Origin of the sequence: Pseudomonas sp. BT76 TE3572 (genome assembly GCF_050435365.1) — a bacterium.
In the GTDB taxonomy this organism is placed as follows: domain Bacteria; phylum Pseudomonadota; class Gammaproteobacteria; order Pseudomonadales; family Pseudomonadaceae; genus Aquipseudomonas; species Aquipseudomonas fluorescens_W.
This window is the reverse complement of sequence record NZ_JBNDKE010000001.1, coordinates 2,994,678-3,010,883: the sequence shown is the minus strand read 5'-3', so window position 1 is coordinate 3,010,883 and position 16,206 is coordinate 2,994,678. Positions and strand designations below refer to the sequence as shown.

19 protein-coding genes and 1 tRNA gene are annotated in these 16,206 nt (G+C 57.8%); 18 read left to right on the top strand and 2 right to left on the bottom strand.

The genetic code is table 11. The features are described from left to right. Positions 1–38: 38 nt before the first annotated feature. On the bottom strand, positions 39–641 hold the full coding sequence (locus ABH912_RS13870; RefSeq protein ID WP_008147390.1) for a cold-shock protein: 603 nt from the start codon (positions 639–641) through the stop codon (positions 39–41). Positions 642–1,207: 566 nt separating this feature from the next. On the opposite strand from ABH912_RS13870, the gene ABH912_RS13865 reads away from it, so the two are divergent. The 18 genes from ABH912_RS13865 (at position 1,208) to nadA (ending at position 15,627) form a co-directional block, all read left to right on the top strand. After that, positions 1,208–1,567, top strand: coding sequence for a ribbon-helix-helix domain-containing protein (locus ABH912_RS13865; RefSeq protein WP_033057594.1), 360 nt, complete (start codon positions 1,208–1,210; stop codon positions 1,565–1,567). 115 nt (positions 1,568–1,682) lie between these two features. Beyond that, positions 1,683–1,904: an FmdB family zinc ribbon protein gene (locus ABH912_RS13860; RefSeq protein ID WP_010457489.1), complete on the top strand. Its 222-nt coding sequence runs from the start codon at positions 1,683–1,685 to the stop codon at positions 1,902–1,904. Between the two features lie 122 nt (positions 1,905–2,026). Further along, a complete protein-coding gene (aspS, locus tag ABH912_RS13855) occupies positions 2,027–3,802 on the top strand; it encodes an aspartate--tRNA ligase (RefSeq protein WP_033057595.1) in 1,776 nt (591 codons plus the stop codon). Between the two features lie 125 nt (positions 3,803–3,927). Then, positions 3,928–4,674, top strand: coding sequence for a YebC/PmpR family DNA-binding transcriptional regulator (locus tag ABH912_RS13850; protein WP_033057597.1), 747 nt, complete (start codon positions 3,928–3,930; stop codon positions 4,672–4,674). A 127-nt stretch (positions 4,675–4,801) separates the two neighbouring features. Continuing rightward, positions 4,802–5,326 (top strand): crossover junction endodeoxyribonuclease RuvC, encoded by a 525-nt coding sequence (gene ruvC / locus ABH912_RS13845; RefSeq protein ID WP_008147379.1) that lies wholly within the window; start codon positions 4,802–4,804, stop codon positions 5,324–5,326. 115 nt (positions 5,327–5,441) lie between these two features. After that, positions 5,442–6,059, top strand: a complete 618-nt coding sequence (ruvA, locus tag ABH912_RS13840; RefSeq protein ID WP_059182263.1) for a Holliday junction branch migration protein RuvA — start codon at positions 5,442–5,444, stop codon at positions 6,057–6,059. Next, entirely contained in the window at positions 6,060–7,121 is a 1,062-nt protein-coding gene (gene ruvB / locus ABH912_RS13835; RefSeq protein ID WP_429510914.1) for a Holliday junction branch migration DNA helicase RuvB, read from the top strand. Positions 7,122–7,248: 127 nt separating this feature from the next. After that, positions 7,249–7,716 (top strand): tol-pal system-associated acyl-CoA thioesterase, encoded by a 468-nt coding sequence (ybgC, locus tag ABH912_RS13830; protein WP_008147372.1) that lies wholly within the window; start codon positions 7,249–7,251, stop codon positions 7,714–7,716. Beyond that, the gene (gene tolQ / locus ABH912_RS13825; protein WP_008147369.1) at positions 7,706–8,401 is read left to right on the top strand and encodes a protein TolQ; all 696 of its coding nucleotides are present in this window, start codon (positions 7,706–7,708) and stop codon (positions 8,399–8,401) included. The genes ybgC and tolQ overlap by 11 nt, the downstream gene beginning before the upstream one ends. Before the next feature lie 23 nt (positions 8,402–8,424). After that, entirely contained in the window at positions 8,425–8,877 is a 453-nt protein-coding gene (gene tolR, locus ABH912_RS13820; RefSeq protein WP_161807482.1) for a protein TolR, read from the top strand. After that, the gene (gene tolA, locus ABH912_RS13815) at positions 8,877–9,956 is read left to right on the top strand and encodes a cell envelope integrity protein TolA (RefSeq protein WP_033057600.1); all 1,080 of its coding nucleotides are present in this window, start codon (positions 8,877–8,879) and stop codon (positions 9,954–9,956) included. Before tolR ends, tolA begins: the two co-directional genes overlap by 1 nt. 17 nt (positions 9,957–9,973) lie before the next feature. Then, complete coding sequence (tolB, locus tag ABH912_RS13810; RefSeq protein WP_166675809.1) at positions 9,974–11,254, top strand: Tol-Pal system beta propeller repeat protein TolB; 1,281 nt, start codon at positions 9,974–9,976, stop codon at positions 11,252–11,254. 52 nt (positions 11,255–11,306) lie between these two features. Further along, complete coding sequence (gene pal / locus ABH912_RS13805) at positions 11,307–11,804, top strand: peptidoglycan-associated lipoprotein Pal (protein WP_003178634.1); 498 nt, start codon at positions 11,307–11,309, stop codon at positions 11,802–11,804. Positions 11,805–11,810: 6 nt separating this feature from the next. Next, positions 11,811–12,650 carry a tol-pal system protein YbgF gene (ybgF, locus tag ABH912_RS13800; RefSeq protein ID WP_033057602.1) on the top strand — a complete coding sequence of 280 codons (840 nt, stop codon included), beginning with the start codon at positions 11,811–11,813 and terminating at the stop codon, positions 12,648–12,650. 165 nt (positions 12,651–12,815) lie between these two features. After that, the gene (gene queE, locus ABH912_RS13795) at positions 12,816–13,463 is read left to right on the top strand and encodes a 7-carboxy-7-deazaguanine synthase QueE (protein ID WP_033057618.1); all 648 of its coding nucleotides are present in this window, start codon (positions 12,816–12,818) and stop codon (positions 13,461–13,463) included. A 1-nt stretch (position 13,464) separates the two neighbouring features. Beyond that, on the top strand, positions 13,465–14,157 hold the full coding sequence (gene queC, locus ABH912_RS13790) for a 7-cyano-7-deazaguanine synthase QueC (protein ID WP_033057619.1): 693 nt from the start codon (positions 13,465–13,467) through the stop codon (positions 14,155–14,157). 63 nt (positions 14,158–14,220) lie between these two features. Beyond that, positions 14,221–14,296: transfer RNA gene (locus tag ABH912_RS13785), tRNA-Lys, on the top strand. A 272-nt stretch (positions 14,297–14,568) separates the two neighbouring features. Then, positions 14,569–15,627: a quinolinate synthase NadA gene (gene nadA, locus ABH912_RS13780; protein ID WP_008146918.1), complete on the top strand. Its 1,059-nt coding sequence runs from the start codon at positions 14,569–14,571 to the stop codon at positions 15,625–15,627. 63 nt (positions 15,628–15,690) lie between these two features. Here the strand turns inward: nadA and ABH912_RS13775 are convergent, their stop codons facing one another. Next, positions 15,691–16,179 (bottom strand): RDD family protein, encoded by a 489-nt coding sequence (locus tag ABH912_RS13775; protein WP_429510913.1) that lies wholly within the window; start codon positions 16,177–16,179, stop codon positions 15,691–15,693. Between the last annotated feature and the right edge of the window lie 27 nt (positions 16,180–16,206).

Sequence of the window (16,206 nt, the reverse complement as noted above, 5' to 3'; positions counted from 1 at the left end):
GATCAGCCAGGCTGTTCGCGGTTTTTTTTAGCCTTGAATCAGCGGCGCGGCAGAGCGGCGATCACATCTTCGGCTTGCAGGCCTTTGTCACGATTCATAACGGAGAACTCCACGCGCTGGCCTTCGACCAGAACACGATGACCTTCGCCACGAATGGCCCGGAAATGCACGAAAATATCATCGCCGGAATCACGGGAAATAAAGCCGAAGCCTTTAGAGGTGTTGAACCACTTTACGGTACCGGTATCGCGGTTGCTCATGTCATAGCTTGGCGAGGCGGCGGCCGGTGAAGATTTGTAGAAGCTGATGGCCAGGTGCAGAAGAACGGCAATCAGGGCAGCGACCAGGCTGAACAGAACAGCAGGTTGACCGGCAATGACAGGCATTGGCGCGATCAGCGTCAGGGTTTGCAGGACGACAGTCAGAACCAGCAGGGCGCTGACCAGGTTTTGCAGTTGATGACGCGGGCCTTTGTTCCAGTAAGGGATGACAGGAGCGAGGGTGAGGTTGAGCAGGCCGAAAAAGGCCAGGTACAGCGCATCAGGTTGTTGCAGGTAAGGTACGGCTTCGGATCGCAGGCTAGGGATGAAGGACAACAGCAAGGCTGCTGCGCCCATTAGCAGGTGGACAATTTTCAACATTTTGAGTAACTCACGTTAAGACGGATCACAAGGAAGAGCTGATTGAGCACGGTTCGCTTCAGAACAATAAGAGGCGTTGGACACGTACCCGGTATCAGCCTATGCGCAGCCCCCGGAAAATAGGCGGTAGCGACACACTCTCTATTTAACAGCAAAGCCTGCAGCTACTCAAATCAGGCAGTCCAGCGGTGCCCTGAGGTGCGATTTGTCGCAGGTAACCCGAGAATACGGGGGTGTCGGCAGGCTTGCTGGAGTGGTCCTGCACCCATGGGTGAGTTCATCACCTTTAAGGGAACGCATGGCAATCGACGCGGATTGCGCTCTTGGGGTGCTGTTCGCGCCCGGTCCTCTCGTAACTTTTAGTGTCTTCTGTTGAACGATATTGCGCCCAGGCGTGTAGGAAATTATCTAGAGTAGGACGGTCTCCATGATCGCTCTTCCGTTGTTGGCTTATCCTACGTTGATGGTCATAAAGTCATCTGGATATAACTTTGCGCCTGCGCTTTTATAGAGAAACAGCTTGTTGCTCTTATAAAAAGCAAGGATGGCAAAGGAGTGTCAACGATATGGTTTACGAAGACAGGCGAAGCGAGGGGAGTGGCGGTCCAGTCAAGGATATAAGGATCGATCCATTTGTCAGTGAATTTGATATGGGCCTGGCCCAGCCTTTATCCCGATCAGTGCGGTTGAATGGTTTTGCAACCTGTTTGCGGCTTGAACAGGTCTATTGGGATATTTTGGGTGACATGGCCAAGGTCAACTGCTGTACGGTCAGTGCGCTGTTGTCCCATGTGGACCGCGAGGTGCATTTGCGTCACGGCGGGGTCAAGAACTTCACCGGGCTGGTGCGGGTTGTGTGCGTCGTGCACAGCCTGAAGGAAGGCGGCTGCGTCGCCATGCCTCAGCCACAGGGGTGGAATGGGTAGAGTGTCGGTCTGTGCAGTCTTACGGCTGCACAGGCTGCATTTAATGGATATAATCCCGCTCTTTGCCGCAAAACCCAGCGTGTGCGGTAGCAATCTGATCGCCGAGACAACCCCCATGCCGATGTACGACTATCAATGTGCTTCCTGTGGTCATCAGTTGGAAGCCATTCAAAAGATCAGCGCAGCACCGCTGGTCGACTGCCCTGCCTGCCAGGCGCCAGAGCTTAAGAAGATGCTGTCCATGCCGGGCTTCCGCCTTAGCGGCACCGGGTGGTACGAAACCGATTTCAAGACCGGTTCCAAGAAGAATCTGGCCGGCGGCGACAAAGCTGACTAGGGTCTTGAGCCTGAGTTGAACGACACGAGCGAGCTCTTGCATCGTCTGGCGCCTTTCACAAGGGCAGGATATGAGCAAGGTCTCCAACCGAATTTCGAATTACGAGAAGCGAAACCACTACCATGATGCGCAGCCATTATTGCGGCCAACTGAACGAAAGCCTGGAAGGCCAGGAAATTACCCTTTGCGGATGGGTTCACCGTCGCCGTGACCACGGTGGGGTGATTTTCCTCGATATCCGTGATCGTGACGGTCTGGCCCAGGTGGTGTTCGACCCGGACCGCGCTGAATCCTTCGCCGCCGCCGATCGCGTGCGTAGCGAATACGTGGTCAAGATCACCGGCAAGGTTCGCCTGCGTCCGGCCGGTGCCACCAACGCCAATATGGCGTCGGGGATGATCGAAGTGCTGGGCTACGAGCTGGAAGTACTGAACGAAGCGGAAACCCCGCCGTTCCCGCTCAACGAGTTCTCCGACGTCGGCGAAGAAACCCGCCTGCGTTATCGCTTCCTCGACTTGCGTCGCCCGGAAATGCTCGAGAAGCTGCGTCTGCGTTCGCGCATGACCACCAGCATCCGTCGCTTCCTGGACGAGAACGGCTTCCTCGATGTCGAGACGCCGATCCTGACCCGCGCCACGCCAGAAGGCGCTCGCGACTACCTGGTGCCGAGCCGTACTCACGCAGGTAGCTTCTTCGCCTTGCCGCAATCGCCACAGCTGTTCAAGCAGCTGCTGATGGTCGCCGGCTTCGACCGTTACTACCAGATCGCCAAGTGCTTCCGCGACGAAGACCTGCGCGCCGACCGTCAGCCGGAATTCACCCAGATCGACATCGAGACCAGCTTCCTCGATGAAAAAGAGATCATGGGCATCACCGAACAAATGATCCGCAACCTGTTCAAGGAAGTGCTGGACCTGGAGTTCGGCGACTTCCCGCACATGACCTTCGAAGAGGCCATGCGTCGTTACGGTTCCGACAAGCCGGACCTGCGTAACCCGCTGGAACTGGTTGACGTTGCCGATCAACTGAAAGAAGTCGACTTCAAGGTGTTCAGCGGTCCTGCCAACGACCCGAAATGCCGCGTTGCCGCTCTGCGCGTTCCTGGCGCGGCGAGCATGCCGCGCAAGCAGATCGACGATTACACCAAGTTCGTCGGCATCTACGGTGCCAAGGGCCTGGCGTACATCAAGGTCAACGAGCGCGCCAAAGGCGTTGAAGGTCTGCAATCGCCGATCGTCAAGAACATCCCTGAAGCCAACCTCAATGTGATCCTTGATCGCGTTGGCGCGGTTGACGGCGACATCGTGTTCTTCGGTGCCGACAAAGCCAAGATCGTCAGCGAAGCCCTGGGCGCGCTGCGGATCAAGGTTGGTCACGACCTGAGCCTGCTGACGTGCGAGTGGGCACCGATGTGGGTTGTCGACTTCCCGATGTTCGAAGAGAACGACGACGGCAGCTTCACTGCCTTGCACCACCCGTTCACCGCGCCGAAGTGCACCCCGGAAGAACTGGAAGCCAACCCGGCGACCGCTCTGTCCCGTGCCTACGACATGGTTCTGAACGGCACCGAGCTGGGTGGCGGTTCGATCCGTATCCATCGCAAGGAAATGCAACAGTCGGTGTTCCGTCTGCTGGGTATCAGTGAAGCGGAACAGGAAGAGAAGTTCGGCTTCCTGCTCGACGCCCTGAAATACGGCGCGCCGCCGCACGGTGGCCTGGCCTTCGGTCTGGACCGTCTGGTGATGCTGATGACCGGCGCCCAGTCGATCCGTGAAGTAATCGCCTTCCCGAAAACCCAGAGCGCCGCTTGCGTCATGACTCAGGCTCCGGGTGTGGTAGATGCCAAGGCATTGCGCGAACTGCACATTCGTCTGCGCGAAACGCCTAAAGCTGAGTAAGGCTGGCCAGAAGGGCGCATCTTCGGATGCGCCCTTTCTTTATAGAATGGTCGAGATTTTTATTTGCCGGCTGGCGCGCGTCATGGCGCGGCGGGCAATGTTTCAAAGAGAATTCGGAGCGAGATATGGCGGGTCATTCCAAGTGGGCGAACATCAAGCACCGCAAAGAACGTCAGGATGCCAAGAAGGGCAAGATTTTCACCAAGTGGATTCGTGAACTGACCGTTGCTGCCCGTCAGGGCGGTGGTGATCCGGGTTCCAACCCGCGTTTGCGTCTGGCGCTGGACAAGGCCCTTGGCGCGAACATGAGTCGCGACATCATCGATCGCGCGGTCGCCCGCGGCGCCGGTGCTGCCGACACCGACGACATGGTCGAGCTGACCTACGAAGGTTACGGCCCGGGTGGCGTGGCGGTGATGGTCGAGTGCATGACCGACAACCGCAATCGCACCGCTGCCGCTGTTCGCCATGCGTTCAGCAAGTGCGGCGGCAACCTCGGTACGGACGGTTCGGTGGCCTATCTGTTCGAGCGCAAGGGGCAGATTTCCTTCGCGCCGGGCGTCGATGAAGATGCGCTGATGGAAGCGGCGATGGAGGCCGATGCCGATGACGTGGTCACCCACGAAGACGGCTCCATCGACGTATTCACCTCGTTCGCCGGTTTCTACTCCGTGCGTAACGCGCTGGAAGCGGCCGGTTTCAAAGGTGATGATGCGGAAATCGTGATGCTGCCGACCACCAGTGCCGAACTGGACCTGGAAGGCGCCGAGAAGGTGCTCAAGCTGATCGACATGCTTGAAGACCTGGATGACGTGCAGAACGTTTACTCCAACGCGGACATTCCAGAGGCAGTCGCCGCACAGCTCGGTTGATTGATCTGCAATACTCTTGAAGCCGGAAGTGCAGGCCGTGATGAATTCACCGCCACGCACGTCCGGCTTCTGCCTTTACGCCGTGCAAGTGTTTGCCGGCGGGCATCATTTTGAAGCTGCAGGCGTTATGACTTTAATTCTTGGTATCGACCCCGGTTCGCGCATTACCGGTTATGGCGTAGTGCGTGATACCGGGCGAGGTTGCGTGTACGTGGCGTCGGGCTGCATTCGCACAGGTTCCGGCGAGCTGCATGAACGCCTGCAAATCGTCTATCGCGGTGTGCGCGAAGTCATCCAGACCTATGGCCCGGTGACCATGGGCATCGAAAAGGTCTTCATGGCGCGCAACGCCGACTCTGCGTTGAAACTTGGCCAGGCTCGCGGCGCAGCTATTGTTGCCGGGGCGGAAGAAAGCCTGGAAATCGCTGAGTACACCGCGACCCAGGTCAAACAGGCGGTGACCGGGACCGGCGCGGCGAATAAAGAGCAGGTGCAAATGATGGTCATGCACATGCTGAAACTGACCAGCAAGCCGCAAATTGATGCATCGGACGCCCTGGCCATTGCCATTTGCCATGCTCACACCCGTTCCAGCCTGTTGCCGCATGGCCTGGGTACGGCACGCAGTCGTGGCGGGCGCCTGCGTCTCTGATAGCATCAGCAATCATTTTTATGGAACGAGGGTTTTGCGCCTGTGCCGTCGGCGCAAAACCGCTTGTTCTGTCAGTCGCCAGCACTGATCTGGCCAACGCTCAAGGATCTGAAACGTGATTGGACGCTTGCGCGGCACACTGGCTGAGAAACAGCCGCCGCACCTGATTCTGGATGTAAACGGTCTGGGGTATGAGCTGGAAGTGCCCATGACCACGCTTTATCGCTTGCCGTCGGTCGGTGAACCGCTGACCTTGCACACCCATTTAGTCGTACGCGAAGACGCGCAGTTACTCTATGGCTTCTTCGGCAAGCGTGAGCGAGACTTTTTTCGCGAGTTGATCCGTCTCAATGGTGTAGGGCCGAAATTGGCCCTGGCCCTGATGTCGAGCCTGGAAGTCGATGAACTGGTCCGTTGTGTGCAGTCCCAGGACACCTCGGCACTGACCAAGGTGCCGGGCGTGGGCAAGAAGACGGCCGAGCGTTTGCTGGTGGAACTCAAGGATCGCTTCAAGGCCTGGGAAACCGTACCGGCGATGTTCGCGTTGGTACCAAACCAGCCGGGTGGGCCGGATGCGCCAGCGCCGGTCGCTACCGCCGAAAATGACGCGGTCAGCGCGCTGATCTCCCTGGGCTACAAGCCGCAGGAAGCCAGCAAGGCGATTTCTGCGATCAAGGAGAAAGGATTGAGCAGTGAAGACCTGATTCGTCGTGCCCTGAAGGGAATGATCTAAGTGATTGAAGCTGATCGTCTGATTGCCGCCACACCTGGCCCTCGTGACCGCGAGGAAGTCCAGGACCGCGCGATTCGCCCTGTCAGCCTGGCCGAATACATTGGCCAGCCGACCGTTCGCGAGCAAATGGAGTTGTTCATCCAGGCGGCTCGTGGGCGCAATGAATCCCTGGACCACACGCTGATTTTCGGCCCGCCGGGCCTGGGTAAAACTACCCTGGCCAACATCATCGCCCAGGAAATGGGGGTCTCGATCAAGAGCACCTCGGGCCCCGTGCTTGAGCGTCCGGGTGATCTGGCTGCGCTGCTGACCAATCTTGAGCCACACGACGTGCTGTTCATCGACGAAATCCATCGGCTCTCGCCGATCGTCGAAGAAGTGCTGTACCCGGCCATGGAAGATTTCCAGCTCGACATCATGATCGGCGAAGGGCCGGCCGCGCGCTCGATCAAGCTTGATCTGCCGCCGTTCACCCTGGTCGGTGCGACGACGCGGGCGGGGATGCTGACTAATCCGCTGCGCGACCGTTTCGGCATCGTCCAGCGCCTGGAGTTCTACAACACCGCTGACCTGTCAACGATTGTCAGTCGTTCGGCTAACATCCTCGGCTTGCCGCTGGACCCGGAAGGCGCCTTCGAAATCGCCCGCCGTGCCCGTGGTACACCGCGGATCGCCAACCGCTTGCTGCGCCGGGTTCGGGATTTCGCCGAAGTACGCGCCAAGGGCCACATCACCAAACCGATCGCGGACCTGGCCTTGAACCTGCTGGATGTCGACGAGCGTGGTTTCGATCACCAGGATCGACGTCTGTTGTTGACGATGATCGAGAAGTTCGACGGTGGGCCGGTCGGGGTCGATAGCCTCGCCGCAGCCATCAGTGAAGAACGCCACACCATTGAAGACGTGCTGGAGCCATACCTGATCCAGCAGGGCTACATTATGCGCACGCCACGGGGGCGGGTGGTGACTCGGCATGCGTACCTGCACTTCGGTTTAAACATCCCGTCACGATTGGGCGAGATGCCCGTGGTAGACGAGTTCCTCGATGCCGTGGACGATTAATAACCTTTGCGCGCTGATTTATTCGGGGTTTGTGCGGTCGTAGGACCGTACTTTCGCCAGAAAGCCGTGAATCAATGAAAAACAGTTGCCTGGCCGGATTGGCAACCTGAGGAGTAAGCACTAGAGTATGCGCGCGCAAAACGGGCTTGAGCCTTTCGCACTTCGTTGTCGCGTTTATTACGAGGACACCGATGCGGGCGGCATCGTGTATTACGTCAATTACCTCAAGTTTATGGAACGGGCTCGAACCGAGCGGCTCCGGGAACTGGGCTTTGCCCAATCCCAGCTGGCAGGTGAGGACCTGTTGTTCGTCGTGCATTCCAGCGAAGCGCGTTACCACGCGCCGGCGCGACTGGATGACGAACTGCTGGTAAGCGCTGAAGTAATCGAATTGAACCGTGTCAGCCTGCGCTTCAAACAGCAGGTCAGGCGAGCCACGGATAATGCGCTGCTCTGCGAAGGGCAGTTTTTGGTGGCCTGTGTGCGCACTAACAGTTTGAAACCCCGGGCCATTCCCGAAGCTCTACGTGCGGCCTTTGCCGACGTGAGCGGCGCGGGTACACACTCAAAGCAGGAGATAAAGCGTGGAAGCTAACGTCGTCGACCATTCCTCCATGTGGAGCCTGGTCAGCAATGCCAGTATCGTGGTGCAACTGGTAATGCTGATCCTGGTAGCCGCATCGGTGACCTCATGGATCATGATCTTTCAGCGCAGCAACCTGCTGCGCGCCGGTCGACGTGCCCTGGAGAGCTTTGAAGAGCGCTTCTGGTCGGGTATCGACCTGTCCAAACTCTACCGTCAGGCCGGCAGCAACCCTGATCCGGATTCGGGCGTAGAGCAGATCTTCCGTGCCGGTTTCAAGGAATTCTCCCGTCTGCGCCAGCAGCCAGGCGTTGACCCGGAAGCGGTCATGGAAGGCGTGGCCCGCGCCATGCGCGTCGCCATTTCCCGCGAAGAAGAAAAGCTCGAGCAGAGCCTGCCGTTCCTCGCGACCGTAGGTTCCGTCAGCCCGTACATCGGTCTGTTCGGTACTGTCTGGGGGATCATGAACTCCTTCCGTGGTCTGGCTACTGCCCAGCAAGCGACCCTGGCCACTGTGGCTCCAGGTATTGCCGAAGCACTGATTGCTACCGCGATCGGTCTGTTCGCCGCCATCCCGGCCGTTATCGCTTACAACCGTTTTGCTGCTCGCAGTGAAACCTTGCTGGGCCGTTACTACACCTTCGCCGATGAATTCCAGGCGATCCTGCACCGCAAAGTGCACACCAGCGAAGAATAAGCAGGTAATTTCCAATGGCTTTAATCGCTCGAGCTCGCAAAAAGCGCAAGCCGGTTGCCGAGATGAACGTGGTGCCTTACATCGACGTGATGTTGGTGCTGCTGGTCATCTTCATGGTGACCGCGCCGATGCTCAATCAGGGCGTGAAAGTTGATCTGCCCAAGGTTTCCAGCGAAGCCTTGCCGCAGGACAACAACACCCAGGTCCTGACCATTTCGATCAAGGCTGACAAGACCTACTACTGGAACCTTGGCAGCGAAGTCGACACTGAAAAGCAACAGGACAAGGCCATGACCTTGCCGCAGATGACTGACGCCGTGACCAAGATCATTCGCGCCGGCACTGAAGGTGGCAAGCGTACCCAGGTGTTCATCCGCGGCGACAAGACCGTCGACTACGGTTCCGTCATGGGCGCCATGGGCGGGTTGCAGAAAGCCGGGGTCGGTAATGTTGGCTTGATTACCGAGGCACCCTGATGCAGCAAATGCGAGAGCCGTCCGCCTCGGAAAGCTACTTCTGGCCTAGTGTCTGGGCGCTTGTCTTGCACGTGCTGGTTTTTGGCATGCTGTTCGTCAGTTTCGCCTTCACACCGGAACTGCCGCCGGCCAAGCCGATTGTCCAGGCGACTCTGTACCAACTGAAATCGAAAAGTCAGGCGACCACCCAGACCAATCAGAAGATTGCGGGTGAGGCGAAGAAATCCGCCGCGCGCCAGACCGAAGTCGAACAGATGGAACAGAAAAAGATCGAGCAGGAAGCGATCAAAGCCGCGGAACAAAAGAAGGAAGACGCGGCTCAAAAAGCCGAAGAATCCAAAAAGGCCGACGAGACGAAGAAAGCGGAAGAGGCAAAAAAGGCTGATGAAGCCAAGAAAGCCGATGAAGCGAAGAAGACCGCCGAAGCCAAAAAGGCCGAAGAGAAACAATTGGCTGATATAGCCAAGAAGAAAGCCGAAGAAGACGCCAAGAAAGCAGCTGAAGAAGAGGCCAAGAAAGCGGCCGCTGAAGAAGCGAAGAAAAAGATCGTCGAAGACGCGAAAAAGAAAGCCGCGGAAGACGCCAAGAAGAAATCTGAAGCTGAAGACGCGAAGAAGAAAGTCGCCGAAGACGCGAAGAAGAAAGCTGCTGCCGATGCTGCGAAGAAAAAATCGCAGGAAGCGGCACGTAAATCCGCCGAAGACAAAAAGGCTCAGGCCTTGGCAGATTTGCTTTCCGACACGCCGCAGCGTCAGCAAGCCTTGGCGGATGAGCAGGGTGACGAAGTCGCCGGCAGTTTCGATGATCTGATCCGTGCTCGTGCAGCGGAAGGCTGGGCTCGTCCACCTTCAGCCCGCAAAGGCATGACAGTCGTGTTGCAAATCGGCATGTTGCCGGACGGTACGGTGACTTCGGTCAGTGTGGCCAAGTCCAGTGGCGATGGTCCGTTCGACGCGTCGGCTGTTGCGGCGGTCAAGAATATTGGACGTTTGACAGAAATGCAGGGAATGAAGCCGAGCGATTTCGCTCCGTATCGTTCATTCAAGATGACATTCACACCTGAGGATCTAGCCTTGTGAGAAACCTTCTTCGAGGAATGCTTGTCGTTATCTGCTGCATGGCAGGGATAGCGGCAGCCGATGAAAAAAACATTCTGGTCACCAGCGGCAGTGATCGGGCCACCCCGATTGCAGTCGTTCCGTTTGGCAACCAGGGCGGCAGCGTGCTGCCGGACGACATGGCCGAAATCATCGGTAACGACCTGCGCAACTCGGGTTACTACTCGCCGATTCCAAAACAGAACATGATCAGCCAGCCAAGCCAGGCCAGCGAAATCATCTTCCGTGACTTCAAGGCGCTGGGTGCCCAGTACGTCATGGTCGGCAGCATTGCTCCTGCGGGCGGTCGCCTGCAGGTTCAATACGCACTGTTCAACGTCGCCACCGAGCAGCAAGTGCTGACCGGCAGCGTGTCGGGCAGCGTCGATCAACTGCGCGACATGTCGCACTACATCGCGGACCAGTCGTTCGAAAAACTCACCGGTATCAAAGGTGCGTTCTCGACTCGTCTGCTGTACGTGACAGCCGAGCGTTTCTCCGAGAAGAACACTCGCTACACGCTGCAACGTTCGGACTATGACGGTGCCCGTGCCGTGACCCTGCTGCAATCGCGCGAGCCGATCCTGTCGCCGCGTTTCGCACCGGACGGCAAGCGCATCGCTTATGTGTCGTTCGAGCAGAAGCGTCCGCGTATCTTCATGCAGAACATCGACACCGGTCGCCGTGAGCAGATCACCAACTTCGAAGGCCTGAATGGCGCGCCAGCCTGGTCGCCGGATGGCAATCGTCTGGCATTCGTACTGTCGAAAGACGGCAACCCGGACATCTACGTGATGAACCTGGGTTCGCGTCAGATCACGCGTGTCACCAACGGTCCTGGCATCAACACCGAACCGTTCTGGGGTAAAGATGGTTCGACCATCTACTTCACCTCGGACCGTGGCGGCAAGCCTCAGATCTACAAAACCAGCGCAGGCGGTGGTGGTGCGGAGCGTGTGACCTTTATCGGTAACTACAACGCCAACCCTAAACTTTCGGCTGACGAAAAGACCCTGGTGATGATCCATCGTCAGGAAGGTTTCACTAATTTCAAGGTGGCGGCCCAGGATTTGCAGCGAGGTAGTGTAAAGATCCTCACTGATAGCACTCTGGACGAGTCGCCTACTGTTGCGCCCAACGGCACCATGGTAATCTACGCCACCCGCCAGCAGGGCCGGGGAGTCTTGATGCTCGTGTCCATTAATGGACGCGTAAGGCTCCCGCTTCCTACCGCACAAGGCGAAGTCAGAGAACCTTCCTGGTCCCCTTACCTGAACTGACGCGGCGCTACACGTTGTACTTAACACATTGGGGTTCATTAGGAGTTTCACGATGGAAATGCTGAAGTTTGGTAAATTTGCTGCGCTGGCTCTGGCCATGGCTGTAGCTGTAGGTTGCTCGTCCAAAGGCGGCGACAATGCCGGTGAAGGCGCTGTAGATCCAAACGCTGGTTACGGCGCAAACACTGGTGCAGTTGACGGCTCCCTGAGCGAAGAAGCTGCTCTGCGCGCAATCACCACTTTCTACTTCGAATACGACAGCTCGGACCTGAAGCCAGAAGCCATGCGCGCTCTGGACGTTCACGCCAAAGACCTGAAAGCAAACGGCGCTCGCGTTGTTCTGGAAGGCAACACCGACGAACGTGGTACTCGTGAGTACAACATGGCACTGGGCGAGCGTCGTGCGAAAGCCGTTCAGCGTTACCTGGTACTGCAAGGTGTTTCCCCAGCTCAGCTGGAACTGGTTTCCTACGGCGAAGAGCGTCCAGTTGCTACCGGCAACGACGAGCAGTCCTGGGCTCAAAACCGTCGCGTCGAACTGCGTAAGTAATTCGTCATGCGAACGTGCCGTCGTGCTGTAACTGTTCTGGCTCTCAGCCTCGCACCGCTTGCGGTGTGGGCTGCGGTTCCTGTGGTCGATAATGACTCCGGCTATACCAATAGCGGGACTAATAATCCGCCTGCAGGTTACGGTACGAACGGCGCCTATGCCGGGGGAGGGGTTTCGGCCCCTGTCTCGGCACAGGGCGAGCTGTTCAACCAACTGCAATCAATGCAGGAGCAGATCTCGCGCCAACAAGGCATCATCGAAGTTCTGCAAAATGATGTAGCGCGCATGAAGCAAGAGAACCTGGAGCGATATCAGGATCTTGATCGGCGCATAGGAACCGGCGTTGCACCAGCCGCGACTCCTGATAATTCTTCCGCCGGTGGCAGCTTGAATGCCCCCGGTGCAGCAGCGGGCGCAGCCGCAGGAGCGGCAGCCGCTCAAGCGCCTGCCGCGGGTAGCGAACCGGCTGATCCGGCGAAGGAAAAACTGTATTACGATGCAGCCTTCGACCTGATCAAAGCCAAGGATTTCGACAAGGCCAGCCAGGCTTTTGCCGCATTCCTGCGCAAATACCCGAACAGTCAGTACGCGGGTAATGCCCAGTACTGGTTGGGCGAAGTGAACCTGGCCAAAGGCGATCTGCAAGGTGCGGGTCAGGCTTTTGCCAAGGTTTCACAGCTCTATCCCAAGCACCCAAAAGTGCCTGACTCGCTGTACAAGCTGGCAGATGTAGAGCGCCGCCTTGGTCATCCCGACAAGGTCAAAGGCATTCTGCAACAGGTCGTGTCGCAATACCCGGGCACTTCCGCCGCTCAGCTGGCTCAGCGGGATCTGCAAAAAATGTAAGGTTGCTTGACCTGTTTCGAAGAAACCCGCGCTTGTCGCGGGTTTTTTCGTTAGAATTCACACCCTTTTTTGAAACACGCTTTTTGGGATCTACGCGGTGGCGGGGTTCCTTGAAGTGCCTGACGGAGGCGGACAGCCTGTTTAGCTGTTATGCCCGTGGCGACTATGCAAGACACATTGAGAATCACCGAAGTTTTCTACTCGTTGCAGGGTGAAACGCGGACTGCCGGGCTGCCCACTGTTTTTGTGCGCCTGACCGGTTGCCCATTGCGTTGCCAGTACTGCGACAGCGCCTACGCGTTCACTGGCGGAACCATTCGCACGCTCGACGACATCCTCGAGCAAGTGGCCGGTTTTCGCCCGCGTTACGTCTGTGTTACCGGCGGCGAGCCGCTGGCACAACCCAACGCCATCCCATTGCTCAAGCAGTTGTGCGACGCCGGTTACGAAGTGTCACTGGAAACCAGTGGTGCGCTCGACATCTCGGCGGTAGATTCCCGGGTCAGTCGCGTTGTCGACCTGAAAACGCCGGGTTCGAAAGAAGCCCATCGCAACCGCTACGAAAACATCGAACTGCTCACGCCCAACGATCAGGTGAAGTTTGTCATCTGCTCGCGGGAAGACTACGACTGGGCTGTGTCCAAGCTGATCCAGTACGGTCTGGATCAGCGTGCCGGCGAAGTTCTGTTCTCGCCAAGCCACCATGACCTGAATGCTCGGGATCTGGCTGACTGGGTGGTGGCGGACAACCTGCCAGTGCGTCTGCAATTGCAGCTGCATAAATATCTTTGGAATGACGAGCCGGGGCGCTGAAATGACTGAACAACTGAACACTACCGAAAAGCGTGCAGTCATCTTGCTGTCCGGCGGCCTGGACTCGGCGACCGTCGTGGCCATGGCTCGCGCTGAAGGCTACAGCTGCTACACCATGAGCTTCGACTACGGTCAGCGGTCCCATGCCGAACTGCACGCCGCTGAACGTGTTGCGCGCGACCTGGGTGTGGTCGAACACAAGGTGATCGGTCTGAACCTGAACGGTATCGGCGGTTCGGCACTGACCGACAGCAGCATCGATGTCCCGGAAGTGCCGGGTGAAGGTATTCCGGTGACTTACGTGCCGGCGCGCAACACCGTGTTTCTCTCCTTGGCATTAGGCTGGGCCGAAGTGCTGGGCGCGCGTGACATCTTTATTGGTGTGAACGCCGTGGATTACTCCGGATACCCAGACTGCCGTCCCGAGTTCATCGAGTCTTTCGAACGCATGGCCAATCTGGCGACCAAGGCCGGCGTAGAAGGGAATGGCTTCCGTATTCAGGCGCCACTGCAGAACCTGAGCAAGGCGCAGATCGTCCAGGCTGGCGTGAAGCTGGGTGTTGATTACGGGCTGACTGTTTCCTGCTATCAGGCCGACGATAAAGGCCGCGCATGCGGTAAGTGCGACAGCTGCCGCCTGCGTGCAGAAGGCTTTGCGGCAGCCGGAATCAGCGACCCAACACCTTATTTTTGATTTATTTCAAATTAGGTGTTGAATAGTCCTTAAAAATCAGTATTATACGCGCCACCACACAGCGGGTCGTTAGCTCAGTTGGTAGAGCAGTTGGCTTTTAACCAATTGGTCGTAGGTTCGAATCCCACACGACCCACCATTTTTGTAGCAGTTTTAAAAGTCTGGAAGGCCCACGCAAGTGAGGATTTCCGGATTTTTTTTTGCCCGCGATTTGAGCTCGGCTCGCGGCGGGGCTGCACCGCATGACGCAGGTCAGAATCATCTTTTGCATCCACGGGATATTCTGTAGCCTTGCGCAGCTCCAACGTTGTCCGTGCCTGATGATACTCACTCTCCCGGCGGTACCCTGAAGGGTCCGGAGCCGGGTGTATACTCGACTTTCGCGCGAAAGCGCCTGCAGGTCTTGCGAACATGACGCAGATTTCCGAACGCCTTCTGGTTCAAGCCCACCTCGACGCCAAGCAGCCCAAGCCGCTGACTGCCGAGGAGGAGGCCTATTACCGTGCCGCCATCGCCGCCGAGCTCAAGGCTCAGGACGCGGTGCTGGTTGCTCACTTCTATTGCGATCCGGTTATTCAGGCCCTGGCCGAAGAAACCGGCGGTTGCGTCTCCGACTCGCTGGAGATGGCCCGCTTCGGCAATGCTCACCCGGCCAAGACCGTGGTGGTCGCCGGTGTGAAGTTCATGGGCGAAACCGCTAAAATCCTCAACCCTGAAAAACGCATCCTGATGCCGACCCTGGAAGCGACTTGCTCGCTGGACCTGGGGTGCCCGGTGGACGAGTTCTCAGCGTTTTGCGATCAGCACCCGGAACGTACCGTGGTGGTGTATGCCAACACGTCGGCGGCGGTCAAAGCCCGGGCGGATTGGGTGGTGACTTCAAGCTGCGCGCTGGAGATCGTCGAAAGCCTGATGGATAACGGCGAGACCATCATTTGGGGCCCGGATAAACATTTGGGCACTTACATCCAGCGTCAGACCGGCGCGGACATGCTGCTGTGGGATGGTGCCTGCATCGTTCACGAAGAGTTCAAGTCCAAGCAACTCGAAGACATGAAGGCGCTGTACCCGGACGCAGCGATTCTGGTGCATCCGGAGTCGCCGACTTCAGTGATCGAGTTGGCGGATGCCGTCGGCTCCACCAGTCAGTTGATTGCGGCAGCGCAGAGCCTGCCGAACAAGACCTTTATTGTCGCCACTGATCGCGGCATCTTCTACAAGATGCAGCAGCTGTGCCCGGACAAGGTCTTCATCGAAGCGCCAACGGCCGGTAACGGCGCTGCGTGCCGCAGTTGCGCACATTGCCCGTGGATGGCGATGAATACCCTTGAGCGCACGCTCAAGAGCTTGAAGGAAGGGACTAACGAGATCTTTGTCGATCCCGCACTGATTCCACAAGCGATTCGGCCGCTCAAGCGCATGCTCGACTTCACACAGGCAGCGCGGATGAAATTGGCCGGCAACGCCTGATTCGCCGACAGTGAGCCAAAAAAAACGCCCCGATTCGATCGGGGCGTTTTTGCATCTGCTGGATTACTTGGTTTTCTTTGGAATCCGCACGAGCTGGGTATTGGAGTAGATGTCATGCCAGCTGCGTTTCTGTTTGTCGAACAGCGACCAGAAGAAACCCAGCCCGACGCACAGCAAGGACGCAATCGACACCACAAAGCGCAGCAACGCCTGCCACAGGCTGATGGATGAGCCGTCGGCGTTTTGCACGCGGATGCACCAGACCTGCATCCCCAGGGTCTGGCCGGACCAGGTCCAGAACTTGGCGAAAAAGCCGAACAGCACAAACAGCAGCACCGTCGACAGCAATGGATCGCCGTCCAGCGCGCCGGCTTCGGTCAGGGTGCGCATTTTGTCTTCGCCGATGAGCGCCATCTGGATCATCTTGTAAATGCCGCTGGTGACGATCAGCAGGGCGGTACACAACAAGAAGTCATAGAACATCGCTGCCAGGCGACGGCCCAGGGTGGCGGCGGGAAAGTCGCCCTGGGGTTTGAGCAGGTGTTTCGACATGGCAGCCTCTGGACGGAAAAAAGAAGC

Excerpts from the sequence above, each read along its gene's own strand:
- ABH912_RS13870 (WP_008147390.1), bottom strand. The coding sequence starts at position 641 with ATGTTGAAAATTGTCCACCTGCTAATGGGCGCAGCAGCCTTGCTGTTG.
- ABH912_RS13865 (WP_033057594.1), top strand. The coding sequence starts at position 1,208 with ATGGTTTACGAAGACAGGCGAAGCGAGGGGAGTGGCGGTCCAGTCAAG.
- ABH912_RS13860 (WP_010457489.1), top strand. The coding sequence starts at position 1,683 with ATGCCGATGTACGACTATCAATGTGCTTCCTGTGGTCATCAGTTGGAA.
- aspS (WP_033057595.1), top strand. The coding sequence starts at position 2,027 with ATGATGCGCAGCCATTATTGCGGCCAACTGAACGAAAGCCTGGAAGGC.
- ABH912_RS13850 (WP_033057597.1), top strand. The coding sequence starts at position 3,928 with ATGGCGGGTCATTCCAAGTGGGCGAACATCAAGCACCGCAAAGAACGT.
- ruvC (WP_008147379.1), top strand. The coding sequence starts at position 4,802 with ATGACTTTAATTCTTGGTATCGACCCCGGTTCGCGCATTACCGGTTAT.
- ybgC (WP_008147372.1), top strand. The coding sequence starts at position 7,249 with ATGCGCGCGCAAAACGGGCTTGAGCCTTTCGCACTTCGTTGTCGCGTT.
- tolA (WP_033057600.1), top strand. The coding sequence starts at position 8,877 with ATGCAGCAAATGCGAGAGCCGTCCGCCTCGGAAAGCTACTTCTGGCCT.
- tolB (WP_166675809.1), top strand. The coding sequence starts at position 9,974 with ATGCTTGTCGTTATCTGCTGCATGGCAGGGATAGCGGCAGCCGATGAA.
- pal (WP_003178634.1), top strand. The coding sequence starts at position 11,307 with ATGGAAATGCTGAAGTTTGGTAAATTTGCTGCGCTGGCTCTGGCCATG.
- ybgF (WP_033057602.1), top strand. The coding sequence starts at position 11,811 with ATGCGAACGTGCCGTCGTGCTGTAACTGTTCTGGCTCTCAGCCTCGCA.
- queE (WP_033057618.1), top strand. The coding sequence starts at position 12,816 with ATGCAAGACACATTGAGAATCACCGAAGTTTTCTACTCGTTGCAGGGT.
- queC (WP_033057619.1), top strand. The coding sequence starts at position 13,465 with ATGACTGAACAACTGAACACTACCGAAAAGCGTGCAGTCATCTTGCTG.
- nadA (WP_008146918.1), top strand. The coding sequence starts at position 14,569 with ATGACGCAGATTTCCGAACGCCTTCTGGTTCAAGCCCACCTCGACGCC.
- ABH912_RS13775 (WP_429510913.1), bottom strand. The coding sequence starts at position 16,179 with ATGTCGAAACACCTGCTCAAACCCCAGGGCGACTTTCCCGCCGCCACC.